The organism is Actinomadura terrae (assembly GCF_022751215.1).
Taxonomy (GTDB): domain Bacteria; phylum Actinomycetota; class Actinomycetes; order Streptosporangiales; family Streptosporangiaceae; genus Spirillospora; species Spirillospora terrae.
The window spans coordinates 128,302-148,134 of the sequence record NZ_JAICDG010000006.1 but is presented as its reverse complement, the minus strand read 5'-3'; the positions used below and the strand labels follow the sequence as shown (position 1 = coordinate 148,134).

The window sequence follows — 19,833 nt, the reverse complement described above, 5'->3', positions numbered from 1 at the left end:
CTCCCTCGCCGCGCCCGGTCACGGCGCCGCTTCGTGCACGTGCCTCATCCTCCACCGTCCGCCAGCGGTACGGCCGTCCGCCCATCGTCAGGCCGAGGATATGCGCCGTTCCCGGCATGGCCGTCTTGCCGACGCGCCAGAACTTCGGGCGGGTGCATCCCGCGCCGCGCCGGCGGGCACGCCAGGCCGCCGCGGGTCAACGGCGGAAGGGCCTCCACCGGGACGCTCCGCCCGGTCTCGAACGAGCGCCGGGCCGCGAGCGCGATGTGCAGGGCCGTCCGGGCGTCCTCCACCCCGGGCGAGGCCGGTGTCCCGTTGACGAGGGACGCCGCGAACGCCTCGACGGAGTCGCGGTAGGCGTCGCCGAAGATCTCGAACACCGAGGCCCCGTCGCGCGCCGGCCGCCGGACGAGCACCGCCCGGTCGCGCTCGCTCCCGAACTGCACCATGCCCTCGGTGCCGACGACCTCCATCGCTATGTCGTAGCCGTAGGTGGCGTAGCGGCTCCACTCGGTCAGCGCCATCGCGTCGCCGTCGAGGTGGAGGGTGGTCGAGCAGGTGTCGATGTCGCCCTTGTCCCGCAGGCCCTTGTGGACCAGCGCCGCGCCGGTCGCGGTCACGCCGCGCACCTCGCGTCCGAGGAGGAAGCGGGCCGCGTCGAAGTCGTGGATCGCGCAGTTGAGGAACAGCCCGCCGTTGCGGTCCAGGCCCCAGTTCGCCGGGTTGGACGCGTTCGGGTCGCGTCCGTGCGCCTTGAACAGGACGGGCTCGCCGATGTCGCCGGAGTCGATGATCCGCTTGGCGTGCAGGTAGCGGGAGTCCCAGCGGCGCTGGAAGCCGATCTGGAACGGCACGCCCGCGTCCACGACCTCCTGGAGCACCTGGTCGGTGTCCCGCAGGGTGAGGCAGACCGGCTTCTCCACGAAGATCGCCTTGCCCGCGCGGGCGGCGGCCAGGATGTGCCCGGCGTGCGCCTGCGTGCTCGACGCGATGACGACGCCGTCGAACGGCAGGGCGAGGAAGGCGTCGAGGTCGGTGGTGACGGGGACGTCGTGCTCGGCGGCGGCGGCCGCGAGCGCGGCGGGCTCGGTGTCGCACACCGCGGCGAGTTCGGCGTCCGGGCACGCGGCGACGTTCCGGGCGTGGACGGCGCCGAGCCTCCCGTGCCCGATCAGGCCGAGCCGCGCGGGCCGTGACCCCGGCGCGGCCGGGGCGGTGTCGGGCGCGCTCATGCGACCGCCGCGCAGGCGGCGGTGAACCGCTCGGCGACCGAGGCGATCTCGGCGTCCGAGGAGGTGATGTTGATGCCGAACCCGGCGCCGATGCCGGTGTCGACGACCCCCACGCTGATGTTGACGGCGCGGCCGAGGATGTCGTCGGTGCGCGGCAGGTCGCCGGGCTGGGCGTACCGGGCGGGCTCCGACCAGCCGGGCACGGGCGTCTTGTGCTCGACGATCTGGTCCATCAGCCCGTACACGTGCCAGCCGGACTCGGCCACCGTGCGCACGCCGAGGCGCTCCGCCACCGCCTCGGCCCGCGCGGGGTCGTCGAACAGGTACGTCAGCAGCGAGCCGCATTCCCCGGCCGGGTCGTTGAGCACCCGCGGGCGCACGCCGGGCAGGTCCGGGATGCGCGCGCGCAGGGCCGCCTTCTTCTCCCGCAGGGTCGCCACGATCCAGTCCACCTTGCGCAGTTGGGCGAGCGCGACCGCGCCCGTCAGCTCGTTCATCTTGAAGTTCAGCCCGATCAGGCTGCGCGGGTGCCCGGCCGTCTTGCCGCCGCTGCGCAGGGGGATGTGCCCCTGGTCGTGCAGGGCGAAGACCCGCTCGTACAGCCGCTCGTCGTCGGTGACGACGATGCCCGCGTCACCGGCCGTCATCATCTTGTAGCGGTTGAAGGAGAAGGCGCCGAGGGCGCCGAAGGAGCCGAGCGCGCGGCCCTCGTAGCGGCCGCCGCCGGCCTGGCAGGCGTCCTCGATCAGCACGAGGTCGTGCTCCTCGACGATCTTGCGGATCGAGCGCATGTCGCACGGGTTGCCCAGCATGTGCACGACGAGCACGGCCCGGGTGCGCGGGGTGATCTTGCGGCGCAGGTCCTCCGGGTCCATGGTCAGCGACTCGTCCACCTCGACGAGGACCGGCACCGCGCGGGCGTGCACGACGGCGCCCATCGTCGCCACGTAGGTGAAGCCCGGGACCAGGACCTCGTCACCCGGACCGATGCCGGCGGCGAGCAGCGAGATCAGCAGGGCGCCGGTCCCCGAGCTCGTCGCGACGGCGTGCGCGACGCCGCAGTGCTCGGCGAACTCGCGTTCGAGGGTGCGTACCTTCTGGGTGAAGCCGGGGTCGTCGGCGGAACCGTACCGGGAAAGGTGCCCGCTCTTGAGGACGTCCTCGACCTCGCGCCTTTCCTCTTCGCCGAATACGTAAGCCCCTGGACCTGCCATGGAGCGCCTCCGCATCCTCGGATGACGTTGATCCATAAAAGTTTACTGATCTTTCAGGGGGAAGCGCGGCAGCCCTGGGGCGCGCATGCTATGACCCGGGTCGGGCCGGGGGTGACGGCGTGTCGCGGGCCGGACGTAGGATCGCTCCCATGACGTCCGACGACGACGCGGTCGCGCCGGTCGGCCCGGCCGCCCCGTCACTGCGCTCCTGGACGACCTGGCGTCACGCCCTGCGGCACGGCCTGATCCTCGCCGCGCTCTGGATGGTCTACACCCTCGGCCGGGCGCTGGCCGGGCGGCGCATTGGGCGGGCGTTCCCGAACTCCGACGACGTCTGGCACCTCGAGCGCTGGCTGCACATCCCCAGCGAGGCGTCCCTCCAGCGGTGGGCCCTGCACTCCGAGTCCGGCATCCGCGCGGCGGACCTGTACTACAAGTACGTCCACTTCACCGACTTCGTGATCATCACGATCTGGCTGCTGCTGTGGCACCCGGACCGGTTCCCCTGGTTCCGCCGCGTGATCGTGCTCATCACCGGCCTCGAACTCGTGGGGCACTTCGTCTACCCGCTGGCGCCGCCGCGGATGCGCCCCGACCTCGGGATGACCGACACCGCGCAGGTCTTCGGCCACGCCGTGTACGGCGGCTCGTACGAGAACCACGGGCTGTTCAACCAGTACGCCGCCATGCCCTCGATGCACGTCGGGTGGTCGTTCCTGTTCGCGCTCGCGGTCGTGACGATCGCGCGCACCCCGTGGCGCTGGATCATCGTGGCGCACCCGCTGCTGATGACCTACACCGTCGTGGTGACGGGCAACCACTACTGGCTGGACGGCATCATCGGCCTGATCCTCCTCGCCATCGGACTGTGGGTCTTCCGCCGCGACAGCCCGTGGCGCCGCCGGCCCGACCGGCACAGACCCGACGACTCGCGGCAGGCGGACGTGGGGGCGGAGCACCCCGCATCGGGTTGAGCACCGGTCGGGGTTGCAAGCGGTGGGCCCGGGGCCTGCTGCGGACGTGCGTGGCCCGGGGCCCGCTGCGCACATGCGGCGGCAGCGGGCCCCGGGCGGACGGTCAGGAGCCGTCGGCGGAGAGCGGCAGGTAGACGCGGCCTCCGGCGGCGCGGAACTCCTCCGCCTTCTCCCGCATGCCGGCCGACAGCACCTCGCCCTCGCCGAGCCCGTGCTCGTCGGCGTACCGGCGGACGTCCCGCGTGATCTTCATCGAGCAGAAGTGCGGCCCGCACATCGAGCAGAAGTGCGCGGTCTTCGCGGGCGCGGCCGGGAGCGTCTCGTCATGGAACGCGCGGGCGGTGTCCGGGTCCAGCGAGAGGTTGAACTGGTCCTCCCAGCGGAAGTCGAACCGCGCGTCCGAGAGCGCGTCGTCCCACGCCTGCGCGCCCGGATGGCCCTTCGCCAGGTCGGCCGCGTGCGCGGCGATCTTGTAGGCGATCACGCCCGCCTTGACGTCGTCGCGGTCGGGGAGCCCGAGGTGCTCCTTCGGCGTGACGTAGCAGAGCATCGCCGTGCCGTACCAGCCGATCATCGCCGCGCCGATCGCGGAGGTGATGTGGTCGTAGCCGGGCGCGATGTCGGTGGTCAGCGGCCCGAGCGTGTAGAAGGGCGCGTCGTCGCACCAGTCCCGCTGGAGGTCGACGTTCTCCTTGATCTTGTGCATCGGCACGTGCCCGGGGCCCTCGTTCATCACCTGGTTGTCGTACTCGGCGGCGATCCGGGTCAGCTCGCCCTGCGTGCGCAGCTCGGCGAACTGCGCCTCGTCGTTGGCGTCGGCGATCGAGCCGGGGCGCAGGCCGTCCCCGAGCGACCAGGTGATGTCGTAGGCGGCGAAGATCTCGCACAGCTCGCGGAAGCGGGTGTACAGGAAGTTCTCCTCGTGGTGCGCGAGGCACCACGCCGCCATGATCGACCCGCCGCGCGACACGATCCCGGTCTTGCGGCGCGCCGTCAGCGGCACGTACGGCAGCAGCACCCCGGCGTGGACGGTCATGTAGTCCACGCCCTGCTCGGCCTGCTCGATCACGGTGTCGCGGAACACCTCGAACGTCAGCTCCACCGGGTCGCCGCCGACCTTCTCCAGCGCCTGGTAGAGCGGGACGGTCCCGACCGGGACCGGCGAGTTCCGCAGGATCCACTCGCGCGTGGTGTGGATGTCGCGTCCCGTCGACAGGTCCATGATCGTGTCGGCGCCCCAGCGGGTCGCCCACGTCATCTTCTCGACCTCGTCCTCGATGGAGGAGGCGACGGCCGAGTTCCCGATGTTGGCGTTCACCTTCACCAGGAAGTTGCGGCCGATGATCATCGGCTCGATCTCGGGGTGGTTGACGTTGGCGGGCAGCACCGCGCGCCCGGCGGCCAGCTCGTCCCGGACGAACTCCGGCGCCACGCCCTCGCGCAGCGCCACGAACTCCATCTCGGGCGTCACCTCGCCCCGCCGGGCGTAGGCGCGCTGCGTCACCGCCCCTCCGGAAGCCCGCCGGGGCCGTCTCGGCGGGAACGCCGCGCGGTCGCGCAGCGGGTCGCCGGAGCGGCGCCCGTCGTCCTCGGGACGGACGGCCCGCCCGTCGTAGGCGACGGTGTCGCCGCGCTCGGCGATCCAGGCGTCCCGGAGGGCGGGCAGCCCCCGGCGGACGTCCGTCGCCTGCGCCGGGTCGGTGTACGGCCCGGACGTGTCGTACAGGACGACGGACCCGCCGCCGGTCAGCGGGACCTCCCGCATCGGCGCGCGCACGTCGGGCCGCGAGCCCTGGAGGTAGGTCTTGCGGGCAGCGGAAACCACGGTCTCGGTCATACGACTCGATCTCTCCCTACGCCGGCATTACCCGGTCAGGTTCCAGCGGTCAGCGGCCGTCCCAGCCGCTATCTCAGCCCGGTTCGCCGGGCCCCCGCGATCTGTCGTTCTCGACCGTAACCCGCCGCACCCCCGTTGCCGCAACCGCCGCCGGTGGGATAAGGGCCTGTCAGCGGGACGGCGCGGCCCGCCGCCGGCCCCCGCCTCCGGCCGGGCGAGCGCCGTGATCCCCTCGCGCCGGGCACCGCGCGGCGCCGAGTTTGATCTTCGTTCACCTTCGCTGCCTACGGTGAAGTTGATCAAGGAACGCACCTCCCCCGTGTCAGGTTGGAGACACCGTGCACACAGCAAGGACGCTTCGTCCGCGTACCCTCGGCGCGCTCTCGGCGATGGTCGCCGCGGCCGTGGGCGGGACCGCGCTGCTCGCCCCACCCGCCTCCGCGACCGACGACCCGGCCAAGGACCGGGACCAGTACCACACCGTCGACGTGCTCTTCCGGGGCGCGAACCAGGAGTCCCTCAACGGGGTCAGCTACCACACCTTCCGCATCCCGGCGATCGTGCGGACCAACGCGGGCACGCTGCTGGCGTTCGCCGAAGGCAGGGCCAAGAGCAACAAGGACTACGGGAACATCAACCTCCTCTACAAGCGCGGCGTGCGCAACGGCGCGAGGCCGGAGGACTGGTCCGGGCTGAAGGAGGCCGTCGGGTCGGGCATGGGCACCTGGGGCAACCCGACCCCGGTCGTCGACCGCTCCAACGGCACCATCTGGCTCTTCCTTTCGTGGAACGCCGCCGACAAGAGCCAGAGCGGCGGCGACAACCCCGACACGGGGGATCCCACCACCGCGATCACCAAGTGGGGCGAGCGCCGCGTCTACGTCATGAAGAGCACCGACGACGGGCAGAGCTTCACCGGCGCGAACGGCGAGTCCGCGCCGACCGACATGACCGGGACGCTGCTGCCCGAGAAGAAGGCCGACGGCAAGCCCTGGGCGTGGGACGCGATGGGCCCCGGCGCCGGCCTCTACATGGACAACGGCACGATCGTGATCCCCGCCCAGCACCGCAACATCTACAGCACCGACCACGGCAGGACGTGGAAGGTGCAGAAGCTCGGCGAGGAGACCGGCGAGGCCACCGTCACCCAGCTCGACGACGGGTCCCTCTACCGCAACGACCGGCCCACCGGGAACTCCTGGAACCAGCACAAGCGCCGCTGGGTCGCCCGCGGCGGCCTCACCGGCCAGTTCGGCGCCTACACCTGGGACGACCAGTTGCTCGACCCGAAGAACCAGGCGTCGGTGCTGCACTACAACAACACCGAGCCGGACGCCCCCCGCCGCACCCTGTTCCTCAACTCCGCCAGCACCGAGACCCGCCAGAAGATGCGGGTGCGCGTGAGCTACGACAACGCCCGCACCTGGGAGCGGAGCCGCCCGTTCTCCGAGGGCCCGAAGCCGCCGTACTACGGCGGGGCCGAGGGCGGCTACTCCAGCATGGCCAAGACCGCCGACAACATGGTGGGCGCCCTGGTCGAGAGCAACCTCAACACCGACGACAAGGCGTCGAGCCGGTCGATCCTGTTCCGCAAGTTCAACATCCCGTGGGTGGTCAACGGCTGCACCTGCTGACCCGCACCCCGCCCCCGCACCCGCTCCCAGACCAGGGGCGGGTGCGGGGCGCCGCGGTGGTCGGGGAAGATGGGGGCGTGGTGATGCGGGGTCGGCCGGGCGTGTGGACGGGCGTTCGGGCGCTGGGCGCGCCGCCGGTGGTGGTGCCGGCGATGGCGACGCTGGCGGCCTGCGCGGCCGTCGTGGCGGCGATGTGGCCTGGGGTGCGCCCGCTGGACACCCTCGGGGCTGTCCTGCTGGCCGGCGTCCATCTTCCGCTGGCGATGCTGCGGCGGCGCCCGGGGCCGGCGCTGGCGGCGCTGGTCGTCCTGGCGCTGCCCTACCACCTGATGCAGTACCAGCACCACGCGCTGGTGCCCGCCGAAGTGATCGCGATGTTCGGGTACGCGGTACTCGGACGGCGCGTCCGGGTCGTGCTCAGCGTCGCGGGGTTCCTGCTCCTGACGTGCGTCGTCGGGATGGCGATGCGGGCGGGCGGCAGCAGCGTCCGCGAGCAGATCGCGGTGATCGAGGGGGTCGTCGCCGTGGCGATCGCCGTCCAGGTGTGGCGCTCCCACCGGGCCCGGGTCGCGGCGATCACCGAGCGGGCCGAGCGCGCGGAGCGGACGCGGGAGGAGGAGGCGCGCCGCCGGGTCGCCGAGGAGCGCCTGCGGATCGCCCGCGACCTGCACGACCTGCTCGCGCACAGCATCACGGTCATCGGCGTGCAGGCCGGCGCGGCGGCGCACCTCGTGCGCGGCGAGCGGCCGCTGGACCGCGACGAGCTGGGCGACGCCCTCGCCTCCATCGCCGCCACCTGCCGCGACGCCCGGACGGAGCTGCGCGGCACCCTCCAGGTCCTGCGGGGCACCGAGGCGGGCCCGCCGGAGATCCTGCCGGGGGTCGCCGCGATCGCCGGCCTCGTGGAGGCCGCGCGCGGGACGGGACTGCGGGTGGCCTTCCACGAGGAGGAGATCGGGACGCTGCCGCCGCAGGTCGGCGTCGCCGCCTACCGGATCGTCCAGGAGGCCCTGACCAACGTCGTCAAGCACGCCGCCGCGAGCACCGTCACGGTCCGGCTGGCGCGCGAGGAGGGCGGGCTGGTCGTCCGCGTCGCCGACGACGGGCGCGGGCCGTCCGGGGGCACGCCCGAGGGGTTCGGGGTGCTCGGCATGATCGAGCGGGCCCGCAGCATCGGCGGCACGCTGGACGCGGGCGCCGGGGACGGCGGCGGCTTCGTCGTCACCGCCGTCCTGCCCGCCGGTGACTCAGAGCCGGTCAGCCCCTAGCCCACCGGTCGCGGCGAGGGTGTGCAGGTAGAGCAGCGCGCCGAGGGCGACCGCGGAGCCGATCTCGCCGCGCGCGGCCAGCGCCGGGACGTCCGCCAGCGGAACCCACTCGATGCGCTCGGCCTCCACGTCGGTGGGCTCGCCGACCCGTTCGGCGCCGTCCGCGTGGAAGAAGTGGTGGACCCCGTCGTGCACGCTCGGCGACGCCGGAACCTCCAGCAGGCGCCGCATCGGGCCCGCCCGGTAGCCCGTCTCCTCCGTCAGCTCCCGCGCGGCCGTGTCGGCGGGGTCCTCGCCCTCCTCGACGCGCCCGCCCGGGACCTCCCAGCCCCAGCGGTCGGTGATGAAGCGGTGCCGCCAGATCAGCAGGGCGCGCGACGCCCCGTCCACCGCGACCACCCCGGCGCCCGGGCGCACCCGCAGGAGATGGTGGTCGAAGCGCCGCCCGTCGGGCAGTTCGACGTCGGCGAGCCGCACGTCCATCCAGGGGCTGTCGTAGACCGAACGCTCCCCGTGCACCGTCCATAGCATGCCCGAACGCTATCGGGGGCTTTCCAACCCTTGCCGGTAGGGTCAGGATCAAGGGACACAGGGAGGCGAGCGCGGCGGTGGATGCTGTGGACGGGCAGGACCGGATCTGGACGGTGCCCAACGTCCTGAGCATGGCGCGGCTGGTGGGCGTCCCGCTGTTCCTGTGGCTCGTCCTGATCGAGGCGGACTGGTGGGCGCTCGGCCTGCTGGTGTTCGCCGGCCTCTCGGACTGGCTGGACGGCAAGCTCGCGCGCGTCCTCAACCAGACCAGCAAGCTCGGCATGGTGCTCGACCCGGCCGCCGACCGGCTCTACATCTTCGCGACGCTCGTCGGACTGACGATCCGCGACATCATCCCGCTCTGGCTGGTGGTGCTGCTGGTCGCCCGCGAGGTCGCGATCCTGCCGATCGCGCCGATCGTCCGGCGGCTCGGGTACGGGGGGACGCTGCCGGTCCACTTCACCGGCAAGGCGGCGACGCTGTGCCTGCTGTACGCGTTCCCGCTGCTGCTGCTCGGCGACCACGACGGCGGAGCGGGGACCACGGCGAAGGTCGTCGGATGGTCCTTCGCCATCTGGGGGACGGCCCTGTACTGGTGGGCGGCCGTCCTGTACTGGACGCAGACGCGGCAGCTGGTGCTGGCCGGCCGCGCCTCGCCGCCCGATCCCGCCCCCGACCCGGACCCGCCGCCGGGCCCGCCGCCGGACGCGGCGGAGGAGCCGGCCGAGGGCGCGCCCCCGGGTGCGGGGTCCGCTGCCCGCCGCTCGGAGAGGAGCCAGAACTCCGGATGAAGGCCGTCGTGATGGCGGGAGGCGAGGGGACGCGGCTGCGTCCGATGACCGCCAACCAGCCCAAGCCGCTGCTCCCGCTCGTCAACCGGCCGATCATGGAACACGTGCTGCGCCTGCTCAAGCGGCACGGCTTCACCGAGACCGTCGTCACCGTCCAGTTCCTCGCGGCGCTGATCCGCAACTACTTCGGCGACGGCGAGGAGCTCGGCATGGCGCTGAGCTACGCGACCGAGGAGATCCCGCTCGGCACCGCGGGCAGCGTCCGGAACGCCGGGGAGGCCCTGCGCGACGACCGGTTCCTCGTCATCTCCGGGGACGCGCTGACCGACATCGACCTGACCGACATGGTGCGCTTCCACCGGCGCAGCGGCGCGCTGGTCACCATCGGGCTCAAACGCGTCCCGAACCCGCTGGAGTTCGGGATCATCATCGTGGACGACGCGGGCCGCGTGCGGCGGTTCCTGGAGAAGCCCACCTGGGGCCAGGTGTTCTCCGACACCGTCAACACCGGCGTCTACGTCATGGAGCCGGAGGTCCTCGACCACGTCGCGCCGGGCGAGGTCGTCGACTGGTCGAATGATGTGTTCCCGCGGCTCCTCGCCGGCGGCGCGCCGCTGTTCGGCTATGTCGCCGACTGCTACTGGGAGGACGTCGGCACCCACGAGAGCTACGTCCGGGCGCACGCCGACATGCTGTCCGGACGGGTCGGCATCGACCTCGGCGGCTTCGAGGTGTCGCCCGGCGTGCGGATCGCCGAGGGCGCCGAGGTCGACGCGGAGGCCGTGCTGGAGGGCCCCCTCTACATCGGCGACTACGCCAAGGTCGAGGCCGGGGTCGAGTTACGCGAGTACACCGTGCTCGGCAGCAACGTCGTGGTGAAGGAGGGCGCGTTCCTGCACCGCGCGATCGTGCACGACAACGTGTTCGTCGCCCCGTCCACCAGCCTGCGCGGCTGCGTCGTCGGCAAGAACACCGACATCATGGCCGGGGCCCGCGTCGAGGAGGGCGCGGTCGTCGGCGACGAGTGCGTCATCGAGGCCGAGGCCTACGTCTCCAGCGGCGTCAAGGTCTACCCGTTCAAGACGATCGAGGCGGGCGCGGTCGTCAACACCAGCGTGATCTGGGAGTCGCGCGGCCAGCGCACGCTGTTCGGCCCGCGCGGCGTGTCCGGGCTGGTCAACGTGGAGATCACGCCGGAGCTCGCGGTGCGCCTCGCCAGCGCCTACGCGACGACGCTCAAGAAGGGCGCCGCGGTCGTCGCCGGACGCGACGTCTCCCGCGCCGCCCGCACCCTCAAACGCGCCGTGATCAGCGCGTTGACGGCCGGCGCGATCGACGTCCTGGACCTGGAGGTCACCCCGCTCACCGTCGCGCGGTTCGAGACCGGCCGCGCCGACTGCGCCGGCGGCATCTACATCCGCACCACCCTCGGCGACCCGCAGGGCGTCGACATCCTCTTCCTCGACTCCGGCGGAGCCGACCTGTCCCAGGCGGCGCGGCGGCGGCTGGAGCGCGTGTTCGGCCGCCAGGAGTACCGCCGCGCGTTCCCCGGCGAGATCGCCGAGCTGACCTACCCGCCCCGCGTCGTCGAGACCTACACCCGCGACCTGCTGCGCCGCGTCGACATCAGCGGCGTCCGCGAGGCGGGGCTGAAGATCGTCCTGGACTGCGCGGGCGGCACCGCCTCGCTCGTCCTGCCGAACCTGCTCGGCAAGCTCGGCGTCGAGGTCCTCACCCGCAACAACGGCCTGGACGAGGCCAACCCCACCGAGACGCTCGCCGAGCGGATGCGCGACCTGGAGCGCCTCGGCGGCCTGGTCTCCTCCTCCCGCGCCGCGTTCGGCGTCCGCTTCGACCCGGTGGGGGAGCGGATCTCGCTCGTGGACGAGAACGGCGCGCTCGTCGGCGACGACCGGGCCCTGCTCGTCATGCTCGACCTCGTCGCCGCCGAGCGCCGCACCGGGCGCGTCGCGCTCCCGGTGACCACCACCCGGGTCGCCGAGCGGGTCTGCCGGTTCCACGGCGTCCAGGTGGAGTGGACGTCCACCTCCCAGGACGTCCTCACCCGGGCCGCCGCCCAGCCCGACGTGATCTTCGCGGGCGACGGCCGGGGCGGCTTCCTCATGCCCGAGTTCAGCGGCACCGTGGACGGCATCGCCGCGTTCATCCGCCTCGTCGGCCTCGTCGCCAGGACCCGGCTGACGCTCTCCCGCATCGACCGCCGCATCCCCGAGGCCCACCTGCTGCGGCGGTCCGTCCCCACCCCGTGGGCGGCCAAGGGCGGCGTGATGCGCCACGTGGTCGAGGCCGCCGGAGGCCGCACGGTCGACACCACCGACGGCGTCCGGGTCGTCGAGGACGACGGCCGCTGGGTCCTGGTGCTCCCCGACCCCGCCGAGGCCGTCACCCACCTGTGGGCCGAGGGCCCGGACCCCGACTCGGCCCAGGACCTGCTCGACCAGTGGGCGGCCGTGGTGGACCGGGCAGGCACCTGACCCGCACCCTCCCCAACCGCCGCGGCAGAGGCCCCCAGCAAGCAGGGGCCGGGATGCCGGCCGCCGGGGGTCAGCAGCGTTCGCGGGGTTTCAGGTTCGTGGGGTCGGGGGCGCGGCCGCTGTAGGCGGTCTCCAGGAAGGTGACGAGGCGGTCGACGTCGGCGGCGTTCGAGACCAGGCCGAGGGAGGCGCGGACGGCGCCGCCGCTCGGGAGGCCGAGGCGGCCGAGGTAGTCCTCCAGCGAGCGCCCGCCGGGGCCGCCGAAGCCGCGCAGGACCCGGTCGGACACGCCGAAGGCGCCCTCGCCGGCGCCCGGGTTGCAGAAGCAGCCCGTGCGGACGGAGATGCCCGCGGCGGCGGTGTCGCGGGCGATGATCCGCTCGTCCACGATCCGGCCCCGGCGGTCGAGGACGTTGAAGGCGACCGTGCCGCCGCGGCGGTCGGTGCCGTCCGGGCCGTACAGGACGGTCATGGGCGAGCCGTCGGGGTGCCGCAGGGCCGCGAGGCGGCGCAGCAGCCAGGACGTCAGGTACCGGACGCGCCGGTGGACCAGGTCGATGCCGATGCCCTCGATCCAGCGGACGCCGAACTCCACGTCGGGGATGGACAGGAAGTTGAGGGTGCCGTCCTCGAAGGCGGTCTCGTCGCCGGCCATGACGTGCCAGCCGCCGAGGGCGCTCACGGCCTGGATCGTCCCGCCCGCGAACCAGGGCCGCCGCAGCCGGGCCAGCGCCGGGCGCCGGGCGACCAGCGCGCCGACGCCGGTCGGGTAGCCGAACACCTTGTACCAGCTCACGGGGACGAAGTCGGGGTGCACGCTGGAGAGGTCCAGGCGGTTGGTGGGGACGAAGGCCGCCGCGTCCAGCAGCACGTCGTAGCCGCGCGCGTGCGCGAGCTCGATCCAGCGCAGCGGGTGCTGGACGCCGGTGAAGTTGCTCTGGGCGGGGAACACGAACAGGCCCCGGCGACGCCCGAGGGCGGCGCGGACCTCCTCCCCGGGGACGCGCAGATCCGGCTTGCGCACCGGCAGGGCGGCGACCTGCGCGCCGCGCGCCCTCGCGAACTCCCGGATCCCGTTCACCGAGTTGTGGTTGTCGCCCGTCAGGACGAGGCGCGTGCCGCGCCGGAACGGATACGCCTCGCCGACCAGGCGGCACGCCCCGGTGGCGTTCGCCGTGAAGATCACCGCGTACTCGTCCGGGGAGGCGTTGAAGAACCGGAGGATCGCCTCGCGCGCCTCCTCCACGAGCGTGGTGGCCGCGCTCGACGTCGGGCTCTCCGAATGCGGGTTGCCGAAGCAGTGCCCGGAGAGCCGCTCGAAGTGCGCGCGGAGCTGCGCCTCGGCCGCCACGCCCGAGCCGGTGTAGTCGAGGTAGACCTGGCCGCACCTGTCCAGCTGTCCGTACTCGGCGGCGCGGAGCTCGTCGAGTCGCCGAGTCGCGGTGTACCCGGGGTGGAGTGTCGGCGTGGCGTCGACCTGGAAATCAGACATCGTCTACCCCCGACTCTATAAGCCGCACACCCTAAAAGGACGCTCCAAAAAGGAAAGGCGTTATGCAAGGGGGCAGAGTGCCCTTTCTTGGTCGATCATTGAGCATTCGGTGCCCTGCGCGAGAGGACGAGGCAGGCGGCCGCGAGGAACAGCGCCGCGAACCCCGCCAGCAGCGCCCAGTCGACGACCACCGGACGCGAGAAGGAGTCGCCGTAGGAGGCGAGCAGGGGCGGGCCGAGCGGGGACCGCCCCGATCCCCAGAGCCGCTCCACCCCGAGGCTGTGCCCGAGGCCCTCGAACGCCCACCGGTTCGACATGGCGTGGCTCAGCCACCGCCCCGGCGCCGCCATCACCGGTACCGGCAGGATCGCCCCCACGAACAGCACCTGGGGGAAGCAGAGCATGGGAAGCGCCATCGTCGCCTGGGCGGGATCGGTGACCGCCGCCGACACGAGCAGGCCGAGCGCCAGCGCGGCGAGCGAGCAGAGGAGCAGCGTGACGAACAGCGACCCGAACGTCCGCCCACCCATCGGCGGCAGCCGGTCGAGGGTGCGCAGGACGCCGAGCATCAGCGCGTCCACCACGGCCAGCAGCGGCAGCAGCACGGCGACCTTCGCCAGCACATACGCGCCGACGCGCAATCCGCCGTTCCGCGTTCCGTGGGCCCGGCTGCCGTTCCGCGTTCCGCGGGCCGGGCCGCCGTGTCGTGGTCGGCCGGTGAGGCGTTCGCGTCTGAGAACGGGAAGCTCGGTGCATATTTGCAGGAGGCCGTAGGTCAACCCGAAGAAGAAGCCACCGAACGCGATCCAGAAAAGGATCATCACGCCCGCGCCGGGGCTGGGGGAGGCGGGGGCGAACGCCCCGGGGCGGAACAGGACGGCGAACATCGCCAGCACCATGAGCGGCGAGCCCGCCAGCACGGCCAACGTGAGCCGGTTGCGGGTCAGCAGGTCGAGGTTGCGCCGGGTGAGCAGCGCCCACTGGGCGAGCGCGCCGATCCCCGGACCTGCGGCGCGGCCCGGGGCGTCGAAGCGCCCGGCCCAGTCGCGGGGCGCCTCCTGACCGGCCAGGCGCGAGTAGATGTCCTCGATGCCGTCGGCCTGGAAGCTCCGCCTGGCCTCGTCGGGAGAGCCGTAGAAGGCGAGCCGCCCGTCCGGCGCGAGGACGGCCACGCGGTCGCACACCGCGACGTCCGGCGGGTGGTGCGTGGTGACGACGACGGTCGTCCCGGAGTCGGCGAGGCCGCGCAGCAGGCGCATCAGGTCGGCGGCGGTGGCGGGGTCGAGGCCCGAGGTCGGCTCGTCCAGGTAGAAGACGCCCGGACGGGTTAAAAGCTCGACCGCGATGCTCGCCCGCTTGCGCTCCCCGCCGCTGAGCGCCCCGACCCGCTGCCCCGCGTGCTCGGTGAGGGCCAGTGCCTCCAGGACCTCGTCCACGGCCTTCTCGGCGGCCTGCGGGGAGGTGCCCGAGGGCAGGCGCAGCCCCGCCGCGTAGCGCAGGGTCCGCCGCAGCGGCATCTCCTTGTGGACGATGTCGTCCTGCGGGACGTAGCCGAGCGCGCCCCCGCCGCCGCCGTCGTGGCGGACCTCGCCCTCCGCCGGCGGCCGCACGCCCGCGATGGCGTCCAGCAGCGTCGTCTTGCCCGCCCCGCTGCCGCCGATGATCGCGACGAGTTCCCCGCTCGCGATCGTCAGCGACACGTCCCGCAGCGTGCGGCGGCCCCCGCCGACCCGCTGCCCGACCCCGCAGACCTCGATCATCCCGTTCCCCCCACCGCGATCTCCCCCCTCTCCAAGAACGATGGACGACCGGTTCCCCGAAGTCCAGCCAACCGCCGACCTGTGGACAACCTCGTGGCACGTCGTCGACCAAACGCAGAAATCCCAGCTCAGCGGGCATGCGGTGGGCGTCGAGAGGCCGGAGCGGCCGGGCCGCCCGCCTGCCGTACCGCTCAGTCGATCTCCGCGTCCTCGGGCGTGCCCGCCGCGATCTCGGCCAGGACCGTGAGCGCGCGGGCGAGGGCCTCGGGGGGCGGCGAGGCGAGGCCGACGCGGACCGCGCGCGGGGCCCCGGTCGTTCCGACGACGAACGCGGCGGCGGGGGTCACGGCGATGCCGCGCCGCCCCGCGGCGGCCACGAAGGTGTCCGCGCGCCAGGGGGACGGGAGGTCCCACCAGCAGAAGTACGAGGACGGATCGGACCGGACGGCGGCGCCCGCGAGGCACTCGGCCGCGATCCGCTGGCGGGACGCGGCGTCGGCGCGCTTGGCCGCGCCGACGGCCTCGACCGCCCCGGCGGCGATCCAGCCGGCCGCCGCGTCCAGCGCGAACCGTGCGGGCGCCCAGGCGCCCGACCGCAGCGCGGAGGCGACGCGCCCGGCGAGCGCCGGGGGAGCGGCCGCGAAGCCGAGGGTGAGCCCCGGCGCGAGCCGCTTGGAGAGGCTGTCGACGACCACCGTGCGCCGCGCCGCGAGGGAGGCCAGGGGCGCCGGGCCGTCCGCGGCGACGAACGACCACACACGGTCCTCGATCGCGTGCAGGTCGAGGCGCGCGAGCGCGGCGGCGAGCGCGGCGCGCCGTTCCCACGGCATCGTCGTCCCGTAGGGGTTCTGCAAGGTCGGCTGGACGTAGACGGCCGCGAGCCGCGCGCGCCGGTGCGCGTCGGCGAGCGCGTCGGGGCGCAGGCCGTGCTCGTCCATCGGGAGCGGGACGAGCGTCACGCCCAGCCTGGCCGCGATGCCCTTGATCACCGGGTAGGTCAGCGCCTCGACGCCCAGCCGCCCGCCGGGCGGCACCAGCGCGGCCACCGTTCCCGCGAGCGCTTGGCGCCCGTTCCCCGCGAACACGATGTCAGGCGGCGCCGGTCTCCAGCCCGGCGTGGACAGCAGCGCCGCCACGGCCTCGCGCGCGTCCGCGGTGCCGCCCACGCCGACGGGACCGAGCGCGGCGTCCAGCGCGTCCGGGCGCAGGAGCCGTTCTATGCCGGACGCGAGCAGCGCGCCCTGCTCGGGCACCACCGGGTAGTTGAGCTCAAGGTTGACGCGCGCGTCCGCAGGCTCGGCCAGCGCGGGGGAGGACGCGCGGTCCGCCGCGCGGACGAACGTTCCGCGCCCCACCTCGCCGGTCACCAGGCCTCGCCGCGCGAGCTCCTGGTAGACGCGGCTCGCCGTGGAGTTGGCGATGCCCTGGGCGCGGGCGAAGGCGCGCTGCGGCGGGAGCCGCTCGCCGGGACGCAGCCGCCCCGCCTTGATGTCGGCGGCCACCGCGTCCGCCACCCCGCGATAATCATCCATGCATTCCCCAATTGCACCGAGAGCAAAGTAATTATTGCACTGAATGTGTTCCGAGTTCTAGCATCGGGACAACCCAGTGAAGGAAGTGCAATGATCTCGCTCGCCGCCCTGGCCGGCATGGCCCTCGTCGCCCTCGGGATCGTCCTCAGCCCCGGCCCCAACATGGTCTACCTGGTGTCGCGGTCGGTGACGCAGGGCAGGCGCGCGGGCCTGATCTCCCTCGGCGGCGTCGCGGCGGGCTTCCTGGTCTACGTGCTCGCCGCCACCGCCGGTCTCACCACCGTCTTCGCCCTGGTCCCGCCCCTCTACACGGCGATCAAGCTGGGCGGCGCGCTCTACCTGCTGTGGCTGGCGTGGCAGGCGGTCCGCCCGGGCGGCGGACCCGTCCTCGCGCCGAGCGAACTGCCCGCCGACCCGCCGCGCCGCCTCTTCACGATGGGCCTCGTGACCAACCTGCTGAACCCGAAGATCGCCGTCGTGTACGTGTCCCTGCTGCCGCAGTTCGTCGACCCCGGCCGCGGCCACGTCGCCCTGCAAAGCCTCATGCTCGGCGTCACCCAGGTCCTGGTCGCCGTCACCGTGAACGTCCTCATCGTCCTCGGGGCGGGGAGCATCGCCGCGTTCCTCACCCGCCGCCCCGGCTGGCACCGCGTCCAGCGCTACCTCATGGGCTCCGTCCTGGCCGGCCTCGCCCTCCGCATGGGCCTCGACCGCTCCCGCGCCGCCGTGGCCTGACCCCGCCCGCGGACCGCCATTCACGGACGGCACGGCGGGCGGTGGAGGGTCGCTTGTGCGGACGACGCACCGGCTCTTGCCATGATGGGCTCGTGATCGCACGCCACGGCACCCCGGAACCCCCTGAACCGGGCGACCGTAAACCAGCGTCCGGGCAGCTGGGAACGCCCGTGCCCGACGGCCGGAGCCCGCACGGACCTCAGAGCAATGAGCCGACGGGCGCGAAGGACAGCCCGTCCGCGAGTTCCTCCAAGCCAGGGGGTTGGGCGCGCCCGGACGCCTCCATGTCGCTGCTCCTGGACCTGTTCTCCGGAAAGCTGCTCGACCCCGGATACGCGGAGGCGGCGGCCCGGCGGGCCGCAAGGGAAGAGGGGGAAGACGGGGAAGGCGGAGATGGCGGCCTGCGGCGGAGCCGGTTCCGGGGCGGCGGCGTCCTGCTCGTCCTGGTGCTCGTGGGGGTGCTCCTGGCCGTGGCCGGGGCCGAGGTGCGCCGGAGCGAGCCCGTGGCGGCCGAGCAGCGCGCGCGGCTCATCGACGAGATCCACGCCCGCACCGGCGAGACCGACGGCCTGCAACGGCGCCTGGACCGGCTGCGGGACGAGACCGAGCGCCGCCGGGCCGCCGCGCTGGCGCGCAGCGACGCCGGCCGCCGCGCGCGCCGGCAGCTGGCCGAGGCGCGGACGGCGGCCGCCGCCGCGCCGGCGGCGGGTTCCGGGCTGGTCGTCACCCTCGACGACGCGCCGCGCGACGGGGCGCCGTCCGGCGGCGGGCCCGGGTCCGACGACGGGCGGGTCTATGATCAGGACATCCAGGTCGCGGTGAACGGCCTCTGGGCGGCCGGCGCCAGGGCGATCGGGATCAACGGCCAGCGGGTCACGCCGGTCACGGCGATCCGGACGGCGGGCGAGGCGATCCTCGTCGACTACCGCCCGCTCCGCGCCCCCTACGAGGTGACGGCCCTGGGCGACCCGGGGAGCCTGCGGGAGGGCTTCGAGGGAGCGGCGGCCGACCGGCGGCTCCGGCAGCTCCAGGAGCGCTACCGGATCGGCTACGCGACGCGCCGCTCCGACGAGGTGCGCCTGCCCGCGGCGGCCGGGCTCCAGCTGCGCTACGCCACCCTCCGGGAGGGCCGATGAGGGCGGGCGGGGGAACGAACGGGGGAGGGGTGAGCCGGGAGTGATCGCGCTGATCGGCCTGGCGATCGGGGTGGCGCTCGGCTTCGTCTTCGAGCCGACCGTCCCGCTCTGGTTGCAGCCCTACCTGCCGATCGCGATCGTGGCGGCGCTCGACGCGATGTTCGGCGGCGTCCGGGCCCGGCTGGAGGGGATCTTCGACGAGAAGGTGTTCGTCGTCTCGTTCGTCAGCAACACCGTCATCGCCGCGCTGATCGTCTTCCTCGGGGACCAGCTCGGCGTCGGCTCGCAGCTGTCCACCGGCGTCGTGGTCGTCCTCGGCATCCGCATCTTCTCCAACGCCGCGGCCATCAGGCGGAAGCTGTTCGGCGCATGACCGCACCAGGCGAGGACCCGCCCGACGACGACACGACGACCGAAGGGCCAGAAACGCCATCGTCCCCGCCCCCGCAGGCCCCCGCGGGGATCGGCGGGGTGCTGGAGCTGCTGCGCCCCCGCGCGTCCTGGGGGCAGCTCGCCGGCGGGCTGCTGTGCCTGGTGCTGGGGTTCGCGGTGGTGGCCCAGGTGCAGGCGAACAAGCGCGACACCACGTTCGCCACGGCGCGGCAGGACGAGCTGGTCGGCATCCTGTCCGACCTGGGCCAGCGCTCCGAACGGCTGAGGGGGGACCTCCGCGACCTGGAGGAGACCAAGGCCGGCCTCGAACGCGACGCCCAGGGGGAGACGGCGCTGGAGGAGGCGCGCAAGCGGGCGACCACCTACGGGCTTCTGGCGGGCACCCTCCCGGCCGAGGGCCCGGGCGTGGAGGTCGCGATCGACGACCGGAGGCACGGCGTGCGGGCCCTCCACCTCCTGGACGCGTTGCAGGAGCTGCGGGACGCGGGTGCCGAGGTCGTCCAGATCAACGAGGTCCGCGCCGGGGTCGGCACCTACTTCCTGGACGAGCAGGACGGCGTCCAGGTCGACGGCAGGCTGCTGGTGGCGCCGTACCGGTTCCTCGCGATCGGCGACCCCCACACCATGGCCACCGCGCTCAACATTCCCGGCGGTGTCGTGAAGACGCTCCAGGGGGCCGGAGCCGCCGTGTCGATCACCCCGCGCGCGAGGATCGCCGTTCGCGCGATACGGTCTCCGTGAGGGAGACGGGGGAAGCGGTAAACCGGGGGTCCTGCTCAGGCGTCGTGATCGGCGGCCGTCCGCGCGGC

At 73.5% G+C, this 19,833-nt stretch carries 16 protein-coding genes and 1 riboswitch; of the genes, 9 read left to right on the top strand and 7 right to left on the bottom strand.

Annotated elements, in window-relative coordinates; genetic code table 11:
- Positions 1-44: 44 nt before the first annotated feature.
- Entirely contained in the window at positions 45-1,232 is a 1,188-nt protein-coding gene (locus K2F47_RS32675; RefSeq protein ID WP_242909892.1) for a Gfo/Idh/MocA family protein, read from the bottom strand.
- Complete coding sequence (locus K2F47_RS32670; protein ID WP_242909891.1) at positions 1,229-2,446, bottom strand: DegT/DnrJ/EryC1/StrS family aminotransferase; 1,218 nt, start codon at positions 2,444-2,446, stop codon at positions 1,229-1,231. Before K2F47_RS32670 ends, K2F47_RS32675 begins: the two co-directional genes overlap by 4 nt.
- Before the next feature lie 149 nt (positions 2,447-2,595).
- Here K2F47_RS32670 and K2F47_RS32665 point away from each other — a divergent pair, with 149 nt between their 5' ends.
- Positions 2,596-3,420, top strand: a complete 825-nt coding sequence (locus K2F47_RS32665; RefSeq protein WP_242909890.1) for a phosphatase PAP2 family protein — start codon at positions 2,596-2,598, stop codon at positions 3,418-3,420.
- A 103-nt stretch (positions 3,421-3,523) separates the two neighbouring features.
- Here the strand turns inward: K2F47_RS32665 and thiC are convergent, their stop codons facing one another.
- Positions 3,524-5,257, bottom strand: a complete 1,734-nt coding sequence (thiC, locus tag K2F47_RS32660; protein WP_242909889.1) for a phosphomethylpyrimidine synthase ThiC — start codon at positions 5,255-5,257, stop codon at positions 3,524-3,526.
- Positions 5,254-5,365, bottom strand: a riboswitch (TPP riboswitch). (Overlaps the previous gene by 4 nt.)
- Before the next feature lie 230 nt (positions 5,366-5,595).
- Here thiC and K2F47_RS32655 point away from each other — a divergent pair.
- Together K2F47_RS32655 and K2F47_RS32650 are read left to right on the top strand one after the other, a co-directional pair.
- A complete protein-coding gene (locus tag K2F47_RS32655; protein ID WP_242909888.1) occupies positions 5,596-6,891 on the top strand; it encodes a sialidase family protein in 1,296 nt (431 codons plus the stop codon).
- Between the two features lie 83 nt (positions 6,892-6,974).
- A complete protein-coding gene (locus tag K2F47_RS32650; RefSeq protein ID WP_242910256.1) occupies positions 6,975-8,159 on the top strand; it encodes a sensor histidine kinase in 1,185 nt (394 codons plus the stop codon).
- Here K2F47_RS32650 and K2F47_RS32645 read toward each other — a convergent pair.
- The gene (locus K2F47_RS32645) at positions 8,139-8,690 is read right to left on the bottom strand and encodes an NUDIX hydrolase (RefSeq protein ID WP_242909887.1); all 552 of its coding nucleotides are present in this window, start codon (positions 8,688-8,690) and stop codon (positions 8,139-8,141) included. The two genes, K2F47_RS32650 and K2F47_RS32645, sit on opposite strands and share 21 nt — an antisense overlap.
- A gap of 131 nt (positions 8,691-8,821) precedes the next feature.
- On the opposite strand from K2F47_RS32645, the gene K2F47_RS32640 reads away from it, so the two are divergent.
- Together K2F47_RS32640 and K2F47_RS32635 are read left to right on the top strand one after the other, a co-directional pair.
- Positions 8,822-9,481, top strand: a complete 660-nt coding sequence (locus K2F47_RS32640) for a CDP-alcohol phosphatidyltransferase family protein (RefSeq protein ID WP_242910255.1) — start codon at positions 8,822-8,824, stop codon at positions 9,479-9,481.
- Positions 9,478-11,976: a mannose-1-phosphate guanyltransferase gene (locus tag K2F47_RS32635; protein WP_242909886.1), complete on the top strand. Its 2,499-nt coding sequence runs from the start codon at positions 9,478-9,480 to the stop codon at positions 11,974-11,976. The genes K2F47_RS32640 and K2F47_RS32635 overlap by 4 nt, the downstream gene beginning before the upstream one ends.
- A gap of 70 nt (positions 11,977-12,046) precedes the next feature.
- Here the strand turns inward: K2F47_RS32635 and K2F47_RS32630 are convergent, their stop codons facing one another.
- The 3 genes from K2F47_RS32630 to K2F47_RS32620 form a co-directional block, all read right to left on the bottom strand.
- On the bottom strand, positions 12,047-13,468 hold the full coding sequence (locus tag K2F47_RS32630; RefSeq protein ID WP_242909885.1) for an aminotransferase class V-fold PLP-dependent enzyme: 1,422 nt from the start codon (positions 13,466-13,468) through the stop codon (positions 12,047-12,049).
- A gap of 95 nt (positions 13,469-13,563) precedes the next feature.
- Positions 13,564-15,228, bottom strand: coding sequence for an ABC transporter ATP-binding protein/permease (locus K2F47_RS32625; protein WP_242909884.1), 1,665 nt, complete (start codon positions 15,226-15,228; stop codon positions 13,564-13,566).
- A 191-nt stretch (positions 15,229-15,419) separates the two neighbouring features.
- Positions 15,420-16,760 (bottom strand): aminotransferase-like domain-containing protein, encoded by a 1,341-nt coding sequence (locus K2F47_RS32620; protein WP_242909883.1) that lies wholly within the window; start codon positions 16,758-16,760, stop codon positions 15,420-15,422.
- A gap of 90 nt (positions 16,761-16,850) precedes the next feature.
- Here K2F47_RS32620 and K2F47_RS32615 point away from each other — a divergent pair, with 90 nt between their 5' ends.
- From K2F47_RS32615 to K2F47_RS32600, 4 genes are all read left to right on the top strand, one after another.
- A complete protein-coding gene (locus tag K2F47_RS32615) occupies positions 16,851-17,495 on the top strand; it encodes a LysE family translocator (RefSeq protein WP_242909882.1) in 645 nt (214 codons plus the stop codon).
- A 284-nt stretch (positions 17,496-17,779) separates the two neighbouring features.
- On the top strand, positions 17,780-18,631 hold the full coding sequence (locus K2F47_RS32610) for a DUF881 domain-containing protein (protein ID WP_242909881.1): 852 nt from the start codon (positions 17,780-17,782) through the stop codon (positions 18,629-18,631).
- 40 nt (positions 18,632-18,671) lie between these two features.
- Positions 18,672-19,004: a small basic family protein gene (locus K2F47_RS32605; RefSeq protein ID WP_242909880.1), complete on the top strand. Its 333-nt coding sequence runs from the start codon at positions 18,672-18,674 to the stop codon at positions 19,002-19,004.
- Positions 19,001-19,765 (top strand): DUF881 domain-containing protein, encoded by a 765-nt coding sequence (locus tag K2F47_RS32600; RefSeq protein WP_242909879.1) that lies wholly within the window; start codon positions 19,001-19,003, stop codon positions 19,763-19,765. The genes K2F47_RS32605 and K2F47_RS32600 overlap by 4 nt, the downstream gene beginning before the upstream one ends.
- The last annotated feature ends 68 nt before the right edge of the window (positions 19,766-19,833 follow it).

Coding starts and splice junctions, on each gene's coding strand:
- K2F47_RS32665 (WP_242909890.1), top strand. CDS start 2,596: ATGACGTCCGACGACGACGCGGTCGCGCCGGTCGGCCCGGCCGCCCCG.
- K2F47_RS32615 (WP_242909882.1), top strand. CDS start 16,851: ATGATCTCGCTCGCCGCCCTGGCCGGCATGGCCCTCGTCGCCCTCGGG.
- K2F47_RS32635 (WP_242909886.1), top strand. CDS start 9,478: ATGAAGGCCGTCGTGATGGCGGGAGGCGAGGGGACGCGGCTGCGTCCG.
- K2F47_RS32640 (WP_242910255.1), top strand. CDS start 8,822: ATGGCGCGGCTGGTGGGCGTCCCGCTGTTCCTGTGGCTCGTCCTGATC.
- K2F47_RS32600 (WP_242909879.1), top strand. CDS start 19,001: ATGACCGCACCAGGCGAGGACCCGCCCGACGACGACACGACGACCGAA.
- K2F47_RS32650 (WP_242910256.1), top strand. CDS start 6,975: ATGCGGGGTCGGCCGGGCGTGTGGACGGGCGTTCGGGCGCTGGGCGCG.
- K2F47_RS32630 (WP_242909885.1), bottom strand. CDS start 13,468: ATGTCTGATTTCCAGGTCGACGCCACGCCGACACTCCACCCCGGGTAC.
- K2F47_RS32620 (WP_242909883.1), bottom strand. CDS start 16,760: ATGGATGATTATCGCGGGGTGGCGGACGCGGTGGCCGCCGACATCAAG.
- K2F47_RS32670 (WP_242909891.1), bottom strand. CDS start 2,446: ATGGCAGGTCCAGGGGCTTACGTATTCGGCGAAGAGGAAAGGCGCGAG.
- K2F47_RS32610 (WP_242909881.1), top strand. CDS start 17,780: ATGTCGCTGCTCCTGGACCTGTTCTCCGGAAAGCTGCTCGACCCCGGA.
- K2F47_RS32645 (WP_242909887.1), bottom strand. CDS start 8,690: ATGCTATGGACGGTGCACGGGGAGCGTTCGGTCTACGACAGCCCCTGG.
- K2F47_RS32675 (WP_242909892.1), bottom strand. CDS start 1,232: ATGAGCGCGCCCGACACCGCCCCGGCCGCGCCGGGGTCACGGCCCGCG.
- K2F47_RS32625 (WP_242909884.1), bottom strand. CDS start 15,228: ATGATCGAGGTCTGCGGGGTCGGGCAGCGGGTCGGCGGGGGCCGCCGC.
- thiC (WP_242909889.1), bottom strand. CDS start 5,257: ATGACCGAGACCGTGGTTTCCGCTGCCCGCAAGACCTACCTCCAGGGC.